At 71.3% G+C, this 15360-nt stretch carries 13 protein-coding genes; 6 read left to right on the top strand and 7 right to left on the bottom strand.

Features of this window, described 5'->3' with window-relative positions:
• Positions 1-13 precede the first annotated feature (13 nt).
• On the top strand, positions 14-967 hold the full coding sequence (locus Ate02nite_RS21310; RefSeq protein ID WP_203808220.1) for a hypothetical protein: 954 nt from the start codon (positions 14-16) through the stop codon (positions 965-967).
• Here Ate02nite_RS21310 and Ate02nite_RS21315 read toward each other — a convergent pair.
• Positions 884-1414, bottom strand: a complete 531-nt coding sequence (locus tag Ate02nite_RS21315; RefSeq protein WP_203808223.1) for a hypothetical protein — start codon at positions 1412-1414, stop codon at positions 884-886. The two genes, Ate02nite_RS21310 and Ate02nite_RS21315, sit on opposite strands and share 84 nt — an antisense overlap.
• A gap of 34 nt (positions 1415-1448) precedes the next feature.
• On the opposite strand from Ate02nite_RS21315, the gene Ate02nite_RS21320 reads away from it, so the two are divergent.
• Positions 1449-2072 (top strand): maleylpyruvate isomerase N-terminal domain-containing protein, encoded by a 624-nt coding sequence (locus Ate02nite_RS21320; RefSeq protein ID WP_203808225.1) that lies wholly within the window; start codon positions 1449-1451, stop codon positions 2070-2072.
• A 3-nt stretch (positions 2073-2075) separates the two neighbouring features.
• Here Ate02nite_RS21320 and Ate02nite_RS21325 read toward each other — a convergent pair whose 3' ends face one another.
• From Ate02nite_RS21325 to glpK (Ate02nite_RS21335), 3 genes are read right to left on the bottom strand one after another with little or no spacing between them, the layout of a single operon-like run.
• Positions 2076-2837: a DeoR/GlpR family DNA-binding transcription regulator gene (locus Ate02nite_RS21325; RefSeq protein WP_203808227.1), complete on the bottom strand. Its 762-nt coding sequence runs from the start codon at positions 2835-2837 to the stop codon at positions 2076-2078.
• A 2-nt stretch (positions 2838-2839) separates the two neighbouring features.
• A complete protein-coding gene (locus tag Ate02nite_RS21330; RefSeq protein ID WP_203808229.1) occupies positions 2840-4537 on the bottom strand; it encodes a glycerol-3-phosphate dehydrogenase/oxidase in 1698 nt (565 codons plus the stop codon).
• 14 nt (positions 4538-4551) lie between these two features.
• Positions 4552-6030: a glycerol kinase GlpK gene (glpK, locus tag Ate02nite_RS21335; protein WP_203808231.1), complete on the bottom strand. Its 1479-nt coding sequence runs from the start codon at positions 6028-6030 to the stop codon at positions 4552-4554.
• 115 nt (positions 6031-6145) lie between these two features.
• Here glpK (Ate02nite_RS21335) and Ate02nite_RS21340 point away from each other — a divergent pair, with 115 nt between their 5' ends.
• Positions 6146-6904, top strand: coding sequence for an IclR family transcriptional regulator (locus Ate02nite_RS21340; RefSeq protein WP_203808233.1), 759 nt, complete (start codon positions 6146-6148; stop codon positions 6902-6904).
• Entirely contained in the window at positions 6901-8394 is a 1494-nt protein-coding gene (glpK, locus tag Ate02nite_RS21345; RefSeq protein ID WP_203808235.1) for a glycerol kinase GlpK, read from the top strand. Before Ate02nite_RS21340 ends, glpK (Ate02nite_RS21345) begins: the two co-directional genes overlap by 4 nt.
• On the opposite strand, the gene Ate02nite_RS21350 is transcribed toward glpK (Ate02nite_RS21345), so the two are convergent.
• Both Ate02nite_RS21350 and Ate02nite_RS21355 read right to left on the bottom strand, forming a co-directional pair.
• Positions 8379-10148 carry an alpha/beta hydrolase gene (locus tag Ate02nite_RS21350; RefSeq protein WP_203808237.1) on the bottom strand — a complete coding sequence of 590 codons (1770 nt, stop codon included), beginning with the start codon at positions 10146-10148 and terminating at the stop codon, positions 8379-8381. The two genes, glpK (Ate02nite_RS21345) and Ate02nite_RS21350, sit on opposite strands and share 16 nt — an antisense overlap.
• Positions 10149-10253: 105 nt before the next feature.
• Positions 10254-11234 (bottom strand): CPBP family intramembrane glutamic endopeptidase, encoded by a 981-nt coding sequence (locus Ate02nite_RS21355; RefSeq protein ID WP_203808239.1) that lies wholly within the window; start codon positions 11232-11234, stop codon positions 10254-10256.
• Positions 11235-11311: 77 nt separating this feature from the next.
• Between Ate02nite_RS21355 and Ate02nite_RS49475 the strand changes: the two genes are divergently transcribed.
• Both Ate02nite_RS49475 and Ate02nite_RS21365 read left to right on the top strand, forming a co-directional pair.
• Positions 11312-13525 carry a sensor histidine kinase gene (locus tag Ate02nite_RS49475; protein WP_203808241.1) on the top strand — a complete coding sequence of 738 codons (2214 nt, stop codon included), beginning with the start codon at positions 11312-11314 and terminating at the stop codon, positions 13523-13525.
• 313 nt (positions 13526-13838) lie between these two features.
• Positions 13839-14483 (top strand): response regulator, encoded by a 645-nt coding sequence (locus Ate02nite_RS21365; RefSeq protein WP_239147573.1) that lies wholly within the window; start codon positions 13839-13841, stop codon positions 14481-14483.
• 105 nt (positions 14484-14588) lie between these two features.
• On the opposite strand, the gene Ate02nite_RS21370 is transcribed toward Ate02nite_RS21365, so the two are convergent.
• Entirely contained in the window at positions 14589-15353 is a 765-nt protein-coding gene (locus Ate02nite_RS21370) for a pectate lyase (protein ID WP_203808243.1), read from the bottom strand.
• Positions 15354-15360: the final 7 nt, after the last annotated feature.

Below are 15360 nucleotides of genomic sequence, written 5' to 3' on the forward strand. Positions count from 1 at the left end.
TGACCATGCCGGGGTGAGGTCGCCGCTGCAAGGGGGACTGCCGCCGTCCGGTGCGGTGGTCGGTGCCGTGGTGGAGATCGCCTGCGACGAGTCCGGTTTCTCCGGCACCAATTTGCTGAACTCGACCGAGCCGGTGATCACCCACGCGAGCGTCGACCTGAGCAGGGCCGAGGCGGTCGAGCTGATCGCCCGGTTCGGGCTCTCGCCGCACGAGATGAAGTCCGGCCAGTTCCTGCGCCGCCCCGGCGCCGGCGAGATGGTCGACCGGTTCCTGGCGGCACTGCGCGACCGGTCCCATGTACACGTGATCGACAAGGAGTTCTTCCTGGTCACCCGGATCGTCGACCTGCTGCTGGCCGAGCCGACGTACGCCGCCGGCACCCGCCTGACCCAGCACCAGCGCCCGCCCGCCGTGGCCCTGCATCGGGCCGGCCGCAAGGCCGGCCACGACTGGGACGACTTCCTGTCCGCCTTCGTCGCCCTGGTCCGGCGCAAGCGGCGCGGCCCCGCGCAGGAGAACCTGGAACGCTTCTTCCGGGCCCGCGACGCTCTGGCCCGGCACGCCCCGGACGACGCTGTCCTCACCGCCCTCGACCCGGCCCGGGTCCGCACCGTCCTGGCCCGTCTGGACGACGACGACCGCTCGATCCCGCCCCCGCTGGAGCCGATGCTGCCGGCCCTGGCCGAGACGATCCTGCACTGGGCCGCCGGCCACCGCCAGGTGCTGGTCTTCCACGACGAGCAGAGCGCCCTGACCGCCGACCGCCTGACCCGCCTCGGCCAGGCGCTGCCCGGCCGGCCCTTGGCCGGCCTGGTGATGGTCGACTCCCGAGACGACCCGAGGGTGCAGGTCGCCGACCTACTGGCCGGGGTGGCCAGGCGGTCAATGACCCAGGAGGACCTTGAGGAAGGCGATGCCGGCGGCCACGGCCGCCAAGGCCAAACCGCTCAGGAGGGTACGGGGTGAGACGCGGTCCGAGCGGAGGCGTTCGACCAGGAAACCGACCAGGGCCAGCCGCACCAGCAGGTAACCCTCCGAGCAGAACAGCGCGGCGTCGGGGGAGAGCCAGTCCGCCGCCGCGGCCGCCAGCAGCAGCGCCGGGATGAGGGCGGACGTCGCGATCGGCCGGGAGTCGCGCAGTTCGTGCCAGATCTCGGCGCGGGTCATCGCCTGGCCGGCCCGGGCGTGGTGGCCGACGATCTCGGCGAACACGTGCGCCAGGAAGGTGGTGACGGCGACCCCGAGGAGCAGCTGGATGCTGTGCCCGTGCTCGATGTCGCTCTTGGCCAGGGGCAGCAGCGCGGCAAAGGTGATGATGTTGCCGTACAGGTAGGCCGAGATGCGGGCGGCGGCCTGCTCGCCGGTCATGTCACGCTCGGTCCGGTAGTGGACGACGCGCTCGCGCAGGCTCACCTCGAAGATCTTAGTCAACCGGTAGAGTCGCGCGATGACGTTCGATGAACGGCTCGGCGCGCTGGATGAGCTCTGGGCGGTCTGGGCGGCCGTCGGGGCGGGCCTGAGTGACGCGGACTGGAAGCTGTCCACGCGGCTGGACGGCTGGGATCTGCGGGCGCTGTGGGCGCACGCGGCCGGCTGGCCGTTCGGGTTCTCGATGCTGGTCGGGCGGGTGACCGACGACAAGGTGACCCATCCGCTGGCGGCCGACCTGCTGCGGGAGTTCAACGAGCCGGGCGGCATCGCCAACACCGGGCGGGACCAGGTGTCCCGGTCCGGCCGCGACGACGCCCGGAAATACACCATCGAGCAACTGGTCGGGCAGTTCGCCACGGCCGGGCCGGAAGCCATCGTGGCCGCCCGGGAGCTGGGGCCGGTGACGGTCGACTACTTCGGGCGGGCGGTGCTGCCGCTGGGTGAGGCGGTGAGCATCGGCATCGTCGAGGCGACCGTGCACCTGCTCGACGTACAGCGTGCTCTAGGACGTACGCCCGAAGTGCCGGAAGCCGGACTCGCGCACAGCGCGGACGTGATCGCTCAGATCGCGCCGCCGGTTGATTTTGTCGAGGCCGCCACCGGCCGAGCCTCGACCGACCTTTTCCCGGTGTTGTCCTAGGACCTAGGGAACGATGATCAGGTGGCCGACCTGGCGGCGTAGTTCGGAGCGGCCGGCCTGGCTCAGGCCGTCGTCGGTGACCAGCACGTCGGCGCGGTCCAGCGGGGCGATCACGGCGGCGCTGCGGACGCCCCACTTGCCGTGGTCGGCCAGGACCACCACCCGGCGGGCCGCGCCGACCAGCGCGGCGCTGGTGCGGGCCTCGGCGAGGTCGGGGGTGGTGAAGCCGGCGCGCGGCGCCATGCCGTAGACGCTGAGGAACACCACGTCCAGGTTGAGCCCGGCCGCGGTCTGCTCGGCGACCGGGCCGGTGAGCGCGCCCGAGCGGGTGCGCACCCCGCCGAGCAGCACCACCGTCTGGTCCGGCCGGCCCTCGTGGTGGAACGCGTCGGCGACCGCCAGCGCGTTGGTGACCACGGTCAGGCCGGGCACGTCGATCAGCTCCCGGGCCAGCAGCATGGTGGTGCGGCCGGCCAGGATGCCGATCGCCTCGGCCGGGCGCACCAGCCGGGCGGCGGTCCGGGCGATCGCGGTCTTCTCCCGGTAGCGGGATGGGCCCGGCCCGGCAGCGAGGGCCGGGCCGGGGGTCAGTGCCATCGCCCCGCCGCGCACCCGCGCGACGAGGCCTCGTTCGGCGAGTGCCTCGACATCGCGCCGGGCGGTCACGCCGGAGACGCCGAGGCGGTCGCCCAGATCGGTGATCCGGGCGCCGCCGGTGCGGTTGATCTCCGCGAGGATCTTCGCCTGCCGCTGCTCGGCGTACACGGTTAGGCGGCCGTGGCGGCCAGCCGGGTCGCGTCCGCGCTCAGGTCGTCCGGCTGCTCCTGCGCGGCGCGTTCGGCGGCTACCCGCGATTCGTAGGTGGCGATCTCGGCGTCCTTGGAGTCCGAGGACCAGCCGAGCGGGCCGGCCAGCAGGTCGGCGGCGGCGTGCGCGGCGGTCACTCCGCGGTCCGGGGTCTCGATCGAGATCCGGGTACGGCGGGTGAGCACGTCGTCCAGGTGCCGGGCACCCTCGTGGGTCGCCGCGTACACGATCTCGGCGCGCAGGTAGTCGGGGGCGCCGTCGAGCGGTTCGCGCAGCGACGGGTCGTCCTCGATCAGGGCGAGCGCCTCGTCGACGAGCGTCCCGTACCGCTTGAGCAGGTGTTCGATCCGGGTGACGTGCAGCCCGGCCCGGCGGGCCAGCTGGGCGCGCCGGTTCCAGGCGGCCCGGTAACCGGCCGCGCCGAGCAGCGGCACCTGATCGGTGCAGGAGGCCGGCACCCGAGAGTCGAGGTCGCGGACGGCGGCGTCGACCGCGTCCTTGGCCATCACCCGGTACGTCGTGTATTTACCGCCGGCCACCAGCACCAGGCCGGGGGCGAGGGTGTCGACGGCGTGCTCGCGGGACAGCTTCGCGGTGATCGCGGCGTCGGCCGACAGCAGTGGCCGCAGTCCGGCGTAGACGCCCTGCACGTCGTCCCGGGTCAGCGGGGTGGCGAGCGACTTGTTGACCTCGGTGAGCAGGTAGTCGACGTCGTGCGCGGAGGCCGCCGGGTGTGCCTTGTCGAGGTTCCACGGGGTGTCGGTGGTGCCGATGATCCAGTTCCGGTCCCAGGGGATCACGAACAGCACGCTGGTGGCGGTGCGCAGGATCATCCCGGTGTGGCCGGTGATCTTCTCGCGCGGCACGACCAGGTGGATGCCCTTGGAGGCGGTGATCTTGAACTGGCCGCGCTCGCCCTTCATCAGTGACTGGATGTCGCTGGTCCACACGCCGGTCGCGTTGATCACGGTGCGGGCCCGGATCTCCAGCTCGGTGCCGGTCTCCAGGTCGCGGGCGCGCACGCCGACGACCCGGCGGCCCTCGCGGAGGAAGCCGATCACCTCGGTGCGGGCGGCGACCTGAGCGCCGTACGCGGCGGCGGTGCGCACCAGGAACATGGTGTGCCGGGCGTCGTCGACCTGGGCGTCGTAGTAGCGGATCGCGCCGACCAGCGACTCGGGGTCGAGCGCCGGGAACGCGCGCAGCGCCTCGGTGCGGCTCAGGTGCCGGTGCCGGGGCAGGCCCGCACCCCAGCCGGACAGCGCGAGGGTGTCGTAGAGGGCGAGGCCGGCTCCGGCGTACAGCCGTTCCCAGGCGCGGTGCCGCAGCGGGTAGAGGAACGGCACCGGCCGGACCAGGTGCGGGGCGAGCCGCTGGATCAGCAGGCCACGCTCCCGCAGGGCCTCGCGGACCAGGCCGAAGTCGAGCATCTCCAGGTAGCGCAGGCCGCCGTGGATGAGCTTGCTGGACCGGCTCGACGTACCGCTGGCGAAGTCGCGGGCCTCCAGCAGGCCGACGCTGAGCCCGCGGGTGGCGGCGTCCAGGGCGGCGCCCGCGCCGACCACGCCGCCGCCGATGACGAGCACGTCGAGTTCATCGGCGGTCATCGTTGTCAGCGCGGTCGTGCGCGTCTGCGGTGAGATAACTCCGGTGTTCATGTGAAGTCCTTCCGTCAGCCGACGCTGACCCAGTCGAGGGTTCGGTCGATCGCCGCTCGCCAGCGGGTGCTGCCTTCGTCGCGCCGCTGCTGGGTCCAGGACGGCTCCCAGCGCCGGTCCTCCCGCCAGTTGGCGCGCAATTCGTCGGGGGACTTCCAAAAACCAACAGCCAGACCCGCGGCGTACGCGGCACCCAGCGCGGTGGTCTCGGCGACAGCGGGCCGGCTGACCGGGACGCCGAGGATGTCGGACTGCAGCTGCATGCACAGCGCGTTGGCGGTGACCCCGCCGTCGACCTTGAGGCAGTCGAGTTCGGTGCCGGCGTCGAGAGCCATCGCCACCATGACGTCACGGGTCTGGTAGCAGATGGCCTCGAGCGCGGCCCGGGTGATGTGCGCGGCGGTGTGGTACCGGGACAGGCCGACGATGGCGGCCCGCGCGTCCGGCCGCCAGTAAGGAGCGAAAAGGCCGGAGAACGCGGGTACGAAGCAGACGCCCTCGCTGTCCTCGACCTGCCCGGCCAACTCCTCGCTGGCACCGGCCGAATCGATGATGCCGAGCTGGTCCCGCAGCCACTGCACGGCCGACCCGGTGGCCGCGACCGACCCCTCCAGGGCGTAGATCGGGGCGCCGGTGCCGAACTGGTAGGCGACCGTGGTGAGCAGGCCGTGCGTCGAGCGGACCGGGGTGGTGCCGGTGTTGAGCAGCACGAAGTTGCCGGTGCCGTAGGTGCACTTGGCCTCGCCCGGCTCGAAGCAGGTCTGCCCGAACAGGGCCGCCTGCTGGTCGCCGATGGCCGCCGCGATGGGCACCCCGGGCAGGATGGCCTCGGCGTGCCCGTACAGCTCGGCCGACGACCGGATCTCCGGCAGCATCGGCCGGGGGATGCGGAACAGGGCGAGCAGCTCGTCGTCCCAGTCCAGCGTCATCAGGTTCATCAGCATGGTGCGGCTGGCGTTGGTGACGTCGGTCAGGTGCCGGCCGCCGCTGAGGTTCCAGATCAGCCAGCTGTCCAGGGTGCCGAACAGCACCTCACCCTTTTCGGCCCTTTTCCGGAGACCCGGGACGTTGTCCAGCATCCAGGTGACCTTGGTAGCGGAGAAGTAGGTGGCCGGCGGCAGACCGGTCTTCTCGCTGATCAGGTCGGCGTCCAGCGACGGAATCACGCCGGCGGTCCGGGTGTCCTGCCAGACGATCACGTTGTGACACGGCTGCCCGGTGGCCCGGTCCCAGATCAGCGCGCTCTCGCGCTGGTTGGTGATGCCGATGGCGGCCAGGTCGGCCGGTCCGAGGCCGGTGTCGGCGAGCGCGACGGTGATCGTCTTGAGGGTGTTCTCCCAGATCTCGGTCGCGTCGTGTTCGACCATGCCGGCGCCGGGCAGGATCTGCCGGTGCTCGATCTGGTGCCGGCCGATCTCGTGGCCGGCCCGGTCGAAAATCATGAAGCGCGTGCTGGTGGTGCCCTGATCGATCGCGCCGACGAAGTCCGCCACATCGCCTCCCTCTGTATCGGGGCTGACGCTATGAACGGCTCGGAACAGGGTCAACGACTCTCGTGCGACAATGTCGCACGTTGTCCGGGCGCCAATAGTGAGCTAATCTCGCGCGGTGCCCGGGATGATCCAGTCCATCGAGCGGTCGTCGGCCGTGTTACGGCTGCTCGCGGCCGGTCCCGACCGGCTTCGGGTCAAGGAGATCGCCGACGCGCTCGGGCTGCCCAAGTCGACCGCGCACGGCATCCTGCGCACGCTCGAGCACGTCGGCTTCGTCGAACAGGACCCGCGCACCACCCGCTACCGGCTCGGCCGCGGGCTGCTCGACCTCGGCGACGCCGGGCTCGACGTCAACGAGCTGCGCTCGCGGGCCCTGGACTGGGCCGACGCGCTGGCCGCGCGCACCGTCGAGGCGGTCCGGATCGGGGTGCTGCAGGGCGACTCGGTGCGGGTGATCCACCACGTCTTCCGGCCCGACGACACCACCCAGGCGATGGACACCGGCCTGGTCGTTCCGGCGCATGCCACGTCGTTGGGCAAGATCCTGCTGGCGTACGACGTGACGGCGCTGTCGCTCGGCGGGCTCGACCCGTACACCCGGAAGACCGTGACCGTCCGGCGCGAGCTCGCCCGGGCTCTCGCCGAGGTCCGCGCTCAAGGGTGGGCCTCGGCCGTGGAGGAGTGGGAGTCGGGCCGGGCGGGTATCGCGGCACCGATGCGCACGTTCGGCGGTCTGGTGGTCGGCGCGATCGGCATCTACGGGCCGGTCGAGCGGATCTGCGACAGCCGGCTGCGGCCCCGGCCCGCCCTGGTCGAGCAGGTCAGGGCGACGGCGCACGCGATCTCCCGCGATTTGTCCGGGCCGCGCCGATGAGCGACCGCTACATCCTCGCCATCGACCAGGGGACCACCTCGACCCGGTGCATCCTCTTCGACCGGCGGGCCACCGTCGTCGCGGTCGCCCGGGCCGAGCACCCGCAGAGCTATCCCCGGCCCGGCTGGGTCGAGCACGACGCGGCCCGGATCTGGCGGGACACCCAGCGGCTGATCACCCGGGCGATGCGGTCGGCCGGGATCGGCGCGGACCAGGTCGCCGCGATCGGCATCGCCAACCAGCGGGAGACCGCGGTGGTGTGGGACAGGGCGACCGGCGTGCCGGTGGCCCCGGCCATCGTCTGGCAGGACACCCGCACGTCGTCGCTGGTCTCCGCGCTGGATCCGGCCTTGATCAGCGAGCGGACCGGACTCCAGCCGGCCACCTACTTCTCCGCGACCAAGGTGCGGTGGCTGCTCGACCACATCCCGGGCCTCCGAGCGCGCGCCGAGAAGGGCGAGGTGCTGTTCGGGACGATGGACAGCTGGCTGATCTGGAACCTGACCGGCGGCCGGGAGCACCTCACCGACGTCACCAACGCCAGCCGGACCATGCTCATGGACCTGTCGACGCTGTCCTGGGACCCGGCACTGCTGGATGTGTGCACGATCCCACAGGCCATGTTGCCGTCGATCCGCTCCTCGTCCGAGGTCTACGGCGCGGCCTCCTCGGTGCTGCCGGGCGTGCCGATCGCCGCCGCGATGGGGGACCAGCAGGCCGCGCTCTTCGGCCAGACGTGCTTCGCGGCCGGAGACGCAAAATGCACATATGGTACGGGCGGATTCCTGCTCATGAACACCGGCTCGACGCCGGTGCGGTCGACCCACGGCCTGCTGACCACTGTCGGTTACCGGATCGGGTCGGAGCCGGTCGCGTACGCCCTCGAAGGGTCGATCGCGGTCGCCGGGTCGCTGGTGCAGTGGGTGCGTGACGGGCTCGGCCTGATCGGCACCGCCTCCGAGATCGAGACGCTGGCCGGAACGGTCGCCGACAACGGCGGCTGCTACATCGTGCCGGCCTTCTCCGGGCTGTTCGCGCCGCACTGGCGCAGCGAGGCGCGCGGCGTGATCGTCGGCCTGACCTCGTACATCACCAAGGGGCACCTGGCCCGCGCGGTGCTCGAGGCGACCGGCTGGCAGACCCGCGAGGTGGTCGACGCGATGAACGCCGACTCCGGGCTGGCGCTCACCGGGCTCAACGTGGACGGCGGGATGACCGCCGACAACATGCTCATGCAGATCGTCGCCGACGTCCTGTCGGTGCCGGTGGTCCGGCCGATGGTCGCCGAGACGGTGTCGCTGGGCGCGGCTTACGCGGCCGGACTGGCCGTGGGTTACTGGTCCGACCTGCAGGACCTGCGCAACAACCGGCACAGCGCGGGCCGCTGGGACCCCGGGATGGACGGGGAACGGCGCGCCGCCGAGTACCGCAGGTGGCAGCGCGCCGTCCAATCCGCTGTTTACTTCTCCGACGATCAGGGCCAGACGTAAGGCGACTTCGCCGGCTTCGGTTCCTTCTTCTGCTTGTACGGGTGCGTGCGGAACTGCTCGCTGTGCAGGCCGAACGACCGGTCCAGCTTCGGCATCCAGTACGAGTCGGCGTGGTTGCCCGCGCCCAGCTGGTAGTCGTGCTTGACCCCCTTGGACGCCAGGGCCACGCTCATGTTCTTGGCCGCGGTGCCGAAGCCGTACTCGTCCTGGTCGCCGCCGTCGAAGTAGTACGTGTGGACGTTCAGCTGGGCCGCCGTCATGCCGGTGACCATGTTGATCGGCTGGAGCCCGGCGTTGGCCGCGCGCTCGGCGGCGGTGCCGGCCAGCGGCGGGTAACTGAACGCGCCGATGTGGCTGGCGATCGAGCTGAACAGGTCGGGCCGGGTGAGGCCGAGGGTGAACGCGCCCTGGCCGCCCATCGAGACGCCGGAGATGCCGCGGTGCTCCCGGTCGGGAATCGTGCGGTACTCCTTGTCGACCATCGGCACGATCTCACCGGTGATCATCGTCTTGTAGTTGCCGGCCGAGGTGTCCACATACCAACCACTGCCGCCGTCCGGGAAGACCACGACGAAGTCCTCGAGGCCCTTGTCCTTGATCAGCTTGTCCAGGACCGTGTCGATGTCCCGGGCTTCCCACTCGATGTTGCTGCCGTTGATGCCGTTCAGCATGTAGACGACCGGGAACCGCTCGGCGGTGGTGCGGGTGTAGCTCTTCGGCAGGTACACGTTGAACTGGACCCGCTTGCCCATCGCCGCCGAGACGTAGCTGTCCCGGAAGAACCGGGCGTGGTCGCCCAGCTCGACGCTCTTGCGCGGGTCGAGGTACAGCATCTCGCGGGTGGCCGGCAGCAGCTCGGTGCCGTCGGCGGCGGTCCAGCTGCGGATCGTGTCGACCACGAGCCGGCCCTGCGAGTCCACGAAGACCTCGGCCTGCGCGTCGGTCAGCGTGATCTTCTTCTTCTGGCCGATCCAGCCCTTGACCTCGGACAGTCGCCGGTCGGCGGTGTCACCCTGCTGGAAGAAACCGTCGGCCAGCGTCGCGGCGTAGGACCGGACGTCGCCGGTGGCGATCGCGCGGTGCTGCTTGTTCAGGATCGCGCACGCGTACGCCAGCTGGGTCCTGGTCGCGGCCTTGCCGGTGATGCCGTTGAGCGTGCGCAGGTGGGCCTTGGTGTAGAGGCCGACCGGGCCGGCGTAGAAGCCGCCACCGCCGGTGCCGTCGTAGACCCGGACCGCCACCGTGTTGGCGCCGCCCCAGTTGAGCAGGCCGTCGGCCGGGTAGTACTCCCGGGGGACCTCCCACGTGGAGTCGAAGTTGGGCGGGAAGCCGCCGGTCTTGCCGATCTCGGTGCCGTTCAGGAAGGTCTGGTCGGCGTCGTCGATCTGCCCCAGAGCGGCCACGATCGTCGAGTCGGTGACTCCCGACGGCCGGGCCGGCAGCGTGAACGTCTTGCGGTACCACGCGTAGCCGTCGTACTTGGCCAGGGTGGCGTCGGTGTTCCAGTTGTCCGGAACCGTCCACGACTTCCAGGTGGTGTCGTCGAAGGACGGTGCGGCCCAGGCGACGTCGTCGCCGGTGGTGAACTTCCAGCCGTCGCCGGCCAGGTCGAATCCATAGTCGATCGAGCCGGTAGTGGCACAGGAGGTGTCGCCGCCGCCGGTGGCGAGGGCAGGCTCCCCGGCGGTGACGGCGAACGCCGTGCCGGCCACCAGGGCGACGGCCAGCAGAACGCGAGGGGGTTTGCGTGACATGGGATTTGGCTCCTTGTCGAATGCCGACTACGTGCACGTGCACACGTTGCACAAAATCAAACACGAAACACGATGGTCGAACAGTCGCAACATCCGACACCGATGTCAACGGCTAGGGAGGTCAATCCTTTGGCCAGCTAGAGGCAGCTCTGACTCAAGTTGTGCGTCAATGTTTGACTGAGTTGGAAAATCAACGCGATCAAGAGGGTCGATACAGCTTTCGAAAGCGACGCCCGCTCTGCGGGCAAGCCGCAGAACCACCCACGCGTACGCCGTGAGCACCACGACGTCGACCACCATGAACTGCCACGGCATGTCGGCCGCCGTCTCGTCCGTCCCCAGTTCACCGAAGGCGGCCGCCGCCACGCTGCCGAGCAGGTTGTTGGCCACGTGCAACGCGATCGCCGCTTCGAGCCCGCCGGTGCGCACCGTCAGCCAGCCCGCCACCACCCCGAACAGCAGCAGGTCGGCGAACCCCCACGGCGTGCCCCACCCGTGCAGCGCCGCGAAGATCACCGCTTGCACCGCGATCGGCAGCCACGGCCGCCGGCACCACGACCCGACCGCCTGCAGCAGCCAGCCACGCGTCACGAACTCCTCGGCCGCCGCCTGCGGCGGAACCACCAGCAGCAGCACGGCCATCGAGGCCAGGAACGGCCCCCAGCCGACCAGGTCGGCCGGGTCGAGCTCGGCGTCAACTCCGGTGGCGGAGGCCAGCGCCGTGCCACCGCCGAGCAGCAGCACGATCGCGACCGCCGCCACCCCAAGACAGGTCAGCAGCCAGCGCCAGCGCAGCCGCCCGGTGACCGAGGCGAGCGTGCCGGCCGGCCGTTGCTGGATCGCCCGCGCCGCGACCAGGGTCGCCGGCAGCAGGGCCGCGATCATCAGGAACACCAGCGCCAGGTCGGCGAGCTCGCCGAAGCTCGGCACCCCGTCGGCCCCCTCGGGCCGCCCGGCGAGCGTGGCCGCCACCGTGACCAGCACAAACAGGCCGATCGAGAGGACCGTGCCGGCGACGACGATGAACAGGGTCCCCAGGACGGTGCGGGAGACTTTAGGACCGGCGAGGCGGTGATATTTCGGCATGCCAGAAGTCTGTCGGCCGGGGCCTGCGAGCGAATCCGACCACGGTCTGAATTGGCCTTGGACCTAGGTTATAGACCATGAAGCCGTGGAGAACCTGGCTGCTACCGGCTCTGCTGGTGGCGGTCCAGTTTGCCCTGTGGCCGCGCCATGGCGTGCCTTCTTTGCAAGCGGCCGGGCTGGCCGGGACCACCCTGGCCATCGGCGCGGCCCTGCTCTGGCGGCGCACCCGGCCGGTTCTCACCATGATCGTGGTCAGCACCCTGATCCCGCTGACCATCCCGCAGGACTCCCTGCTGGTCATCTCCACCGCCGACCTGGTCGCGCTGTTCAGCGTCGCGGCTCGCCGCGACAGCCGCACCACCGCGCTGGCCACCACCGGGGCCGTACTGGTCCAGGCCGTGGTCACCGCGTTCGATGACGAGGTCGGCGGCGACTATTGGTGGATCATGCTGGCCGTAGTAGCGGTCTACGTCATGGTCGCGGCCCTGGGCCACCGCCGGGGCCAATGGGTGCGCGCCCGCACCGAGGCCGCCGACCGCCTGGCCGCAGCGGAAGAAGCCGAACGCGAGGCGGCCACCGCCGAACGCCACCGCCTGGCCCGCGAGCTGCACGACGTCAGCGCCCACCACCTGACCTCCATCGTGATCAGCGCGTCGGCGGCCGAGATGCTGTCGGCCCAGCGCCCCGAACTGCGCCCCGAGGCCCTGACCTTCGCCGCCCGAACCGGCCAGGACACCCTCGCCGCCCTGCACCGCCTGGTAGCGATCCTCCCCGCCGACGAACTCCCGCCCGACCGCCCACAGAGCCTGTCCGACCTGGCCGAAGCCTTCGACCGCCTCGGCCAACAGGTAACCACGGACCTCCCGCCCGGCGACCCACCCGCGGCCGTCGCCGACGCCGCCTACGGCATCGCCCGCGAGGCCTTGACCAACACCCTGCGATACGCCCCAGGCGGCCCGGTCCAGCTCCTTTTACGGTACGGCCGGGAGCAAGCCGAACTGACAATCGACAACGACGCCCACCCAGCCGCCCCAACGGCACCCGGCTCGGCCAGCGGTCTGGCCCCGGCGGCGCCCGGCTTGGGTGGCGGTCTGGCGGCGGCGCCCGGCTTGGGTGGCGACCGGGCCCCGGCGGCGACCGGCCTGGCCTCGGCGGCGGCCGGATTGGGCGGCGGCCGCGGCATACCCGGCATGCACGAACGAGCCGCGACCGTAGGCGGCACGGTGACGGCCGGCCCCCGCGCCGACGGCGGCTGGCGGGTGCGCGCAGTCCTCCCGCTGACGTCGCTCCCCGTGCGCCGGCAGCAGTGGAGTCCGGTGGCCCTGGACGCCGTGCTGGTGGCACTTCTGCTGGTGGTCCCGTTCAGCAGCCTGGCCGTATCCTCCGCCGAGGACGGCCTGACCGTCCCCGGCGCCGCCCTGGTAGTCCTGGCCGTGCTGGCCCACACGGTCCCCCTGTTCTGGCGGCGAAGCCACCCGTGGCCGGTCTTCGCCGCCGTGGCCGCCACCACGTGGCTGGGCCCACTGCTGGTAGGCCTGGGCGTGATCCCCGCCGGCGCAGCCTGGCTGTTCCTGTTCAGCGCGGGCGCCGAGTTCGCCGCGGTGTACTCGGTAGCCTCCCGCGCCGTACCCGCCAGACTGACCTGGCTATCCGCCGGAATCTCAGCGATCTCATCGGCCGCGGCGCTGGGCACCCTGATCGCCCTGGAGCCACCGGACGAGCCCGGCGTGAGCCTGCCCGGCCGCATTCTCATCGCTGTTTTCTTGGCGGTGGTAGTAGCCATCCTGCTGGCCATCCCCGCCACCTTGAGCTGGTTGGCCGGCCACCTGGAGCGCCGCCGCCGAGACCGCCGCCAGGCCCGAGAGGAGGCCCCGGTAGCAGCCGCCATGTTCCGGGCCGCCGACCAGGCCCGAGGCGAACGAGCCCGGGTGGCAGCCGGCCTACGAGCAGCAGTCCTGCAGCACGCAGCCCAGGTCCCCACCGCAGCCGCCCGCGAGGATCTCCCCGCCGTGGTGGCCGCAGCCCGCCACGCCTTGGCCGCAATGCGAGCCCTACTGGACGGCCTGTCCCACCCCACCACCCCACCGAACGACCCCGCCCCGGTGGCGGCACCGGTGGCTGCGGTCATACCGGATGGTGTCGGTCCGGCGGCGACGCCTGTGGATAGTGCTGGGCTGATGTCGGCCCCGCTGCCCCGGACCGTTCCGCCCGGTGTCGCCCCAACTCAGCCAGGGCAGACCGCCACGTCGTCGGCCGAACCATCGGGCGATCCTGGTCCGCCTCGCCCCTAGACACCTTTTGGTCAGCCCGCAGCGCGTATCTCGGCCCCGTCCTGCATTCCGGGAATTGGCGTCCACTTCTTGGAGCCGGCCGCCCGGAAAACCCGACATGCCGCTTATATCTGCGCCGGGACGGCGGAGCTCACCGTGAAGTTGTCAATTTAAGTACCCGTTCGTTGACCTAACTTTCCAAGATCGCGCAGTTCTGGCGCGGGGGCCGAGTCGATGCCTGCCGATTGGCGCCAGGAGCGCTTGCCGCGCCTACGATCGGGGCGTTGGCGTTGGGCGGCTTTGTGCGGGAGGTGTCACCATCGCCGTTCGAGTGATGATCGTGGACGACCAGGTCATGGTGCGGGCTGGGCTTGCGGCCATCGTCGGGTCGCAGGACGACCTCGAGGTCGTGGGGGAGGCCGGTGACGGGGCGGCCGCACTCGCGCTGGCGGCGGTGGTCGCGCCGGACGTCGTACTGATGGATGTGCGCATGCCCGGGATGGACGGCCTGGCCGCGACCGAGCGGCTGGCCGCCTCGGCCAGCCCGCCGAAAGTGCTGGTACTGACCACGTTTCACCAGGACGCCCATGTCTTCCAGGCGCTCAAGGCGGGGGCGTCCGGTTTCCTGCTCAAGGACGCCGAGCCGGCCGACCTGGTCGCGGCGATCCGGGTGGTGGCGGCGGGCGAGGCGATGCTCAGCCCGACGGTCACCCGGCGGTTGATCGACGCGTTCGCGACGGGCACGGTGGCCGCTGCCCCGGAGGCCGACCTCCGACTGGCCGCGCTCACCCCACGCGAGCGGGAGGTGCTGCTCGGCGTGGCCCGCGGCCTGTCCAACGCGGAGGTAGGCACCGAACTCGGCATCGGCGTAGGCACGGTCAAGGCCCACGTAAACGCCCTGATGGCAAAGCTCGGCGCGGCCAACCGAGTGCAGGCGACCATCGTCGCCTACGACCTGGGCTTAGTCCGCCCGCGCTGACCGGGCGGGTGAGCCCGGTGACGGCTCCGGGCAGGATGGCGTCACCGGGCTCGGCCGGCGGGTCGGCGTGGAGGAGCCGGCCGCCGGCGTCTTGGATGCCCGGGGCTACGGGCCGGTCACTCCGGTGGCGATGCAGCTGGTGCCGTCGGGGCCCTCGCCGATTTTGGTGGGCTCGTCGCCGGTGTCGTTGCCCTCGAAGAGGTCGCATAGGGAGATGTCGTCGCCTACCAGGGTCACGCCGTTCAGGGTGACCTTGTCGCCCAGGTTGACGTTGATGCCGGCCAGGGTGTTGCCGGGGGCGGTGGCGGTGATGTTCTCGATGGTGGCGGTGCGGGCCGCCTGGGTGGAGCAGTTGCCGCAGGAGCGGTACAGCTTGCCGAAGTCGGAGACCGCGAAGTTGCGGATGGTCACCGAGCCGCCGGCGCCGCGGTTGTCCTGGAACACCTTGTCGTCGGCTGAGACGGCGCTGCCGCCGTCGATGACCACCGTGGCGTTCGTGCCGCGGAACGTGGCCGCGTCCTCGCCGACGTCCTCCCAGCTCACGTTGCTGAGCGTGCAGCTGCCGGCGCAGTGCACGCCGTCGGCGGCGGGGGTGCCGAGGATGACGTTCTTCAGGGTGGCGCCGGCCGCCAGGTCGAACAGTGCGTCCTGGCCCTCGTCCTGGCCGCCGTCGCCCAGGTCGCCGCCGCCGATGAAGCGCTGGCCGGCGCCGTCGAACACCCCGGTGACCTGGATGGTCTCGGTGACGATCTGGTCGCCGGCCGCCGTGGTCTCGGCGGCCGAGGCGAAGTTCGTGAAGACCACCGCCGCGCCGACGCCCACCAGGGCGATCGCCGCGGCCATCAGTCTGTTCACGCGAGTCCGAGTCATCGCTGGA

The organism is Paractinoplanes tereljensis (assembly GCF_016862435.1).
Lineage (GTDB): Bacteria > Actinomycetota > Actinomycetes > Mycobacteriales > Micromonosporaceae > Actinoplanes > Actinoplanes tereljensis.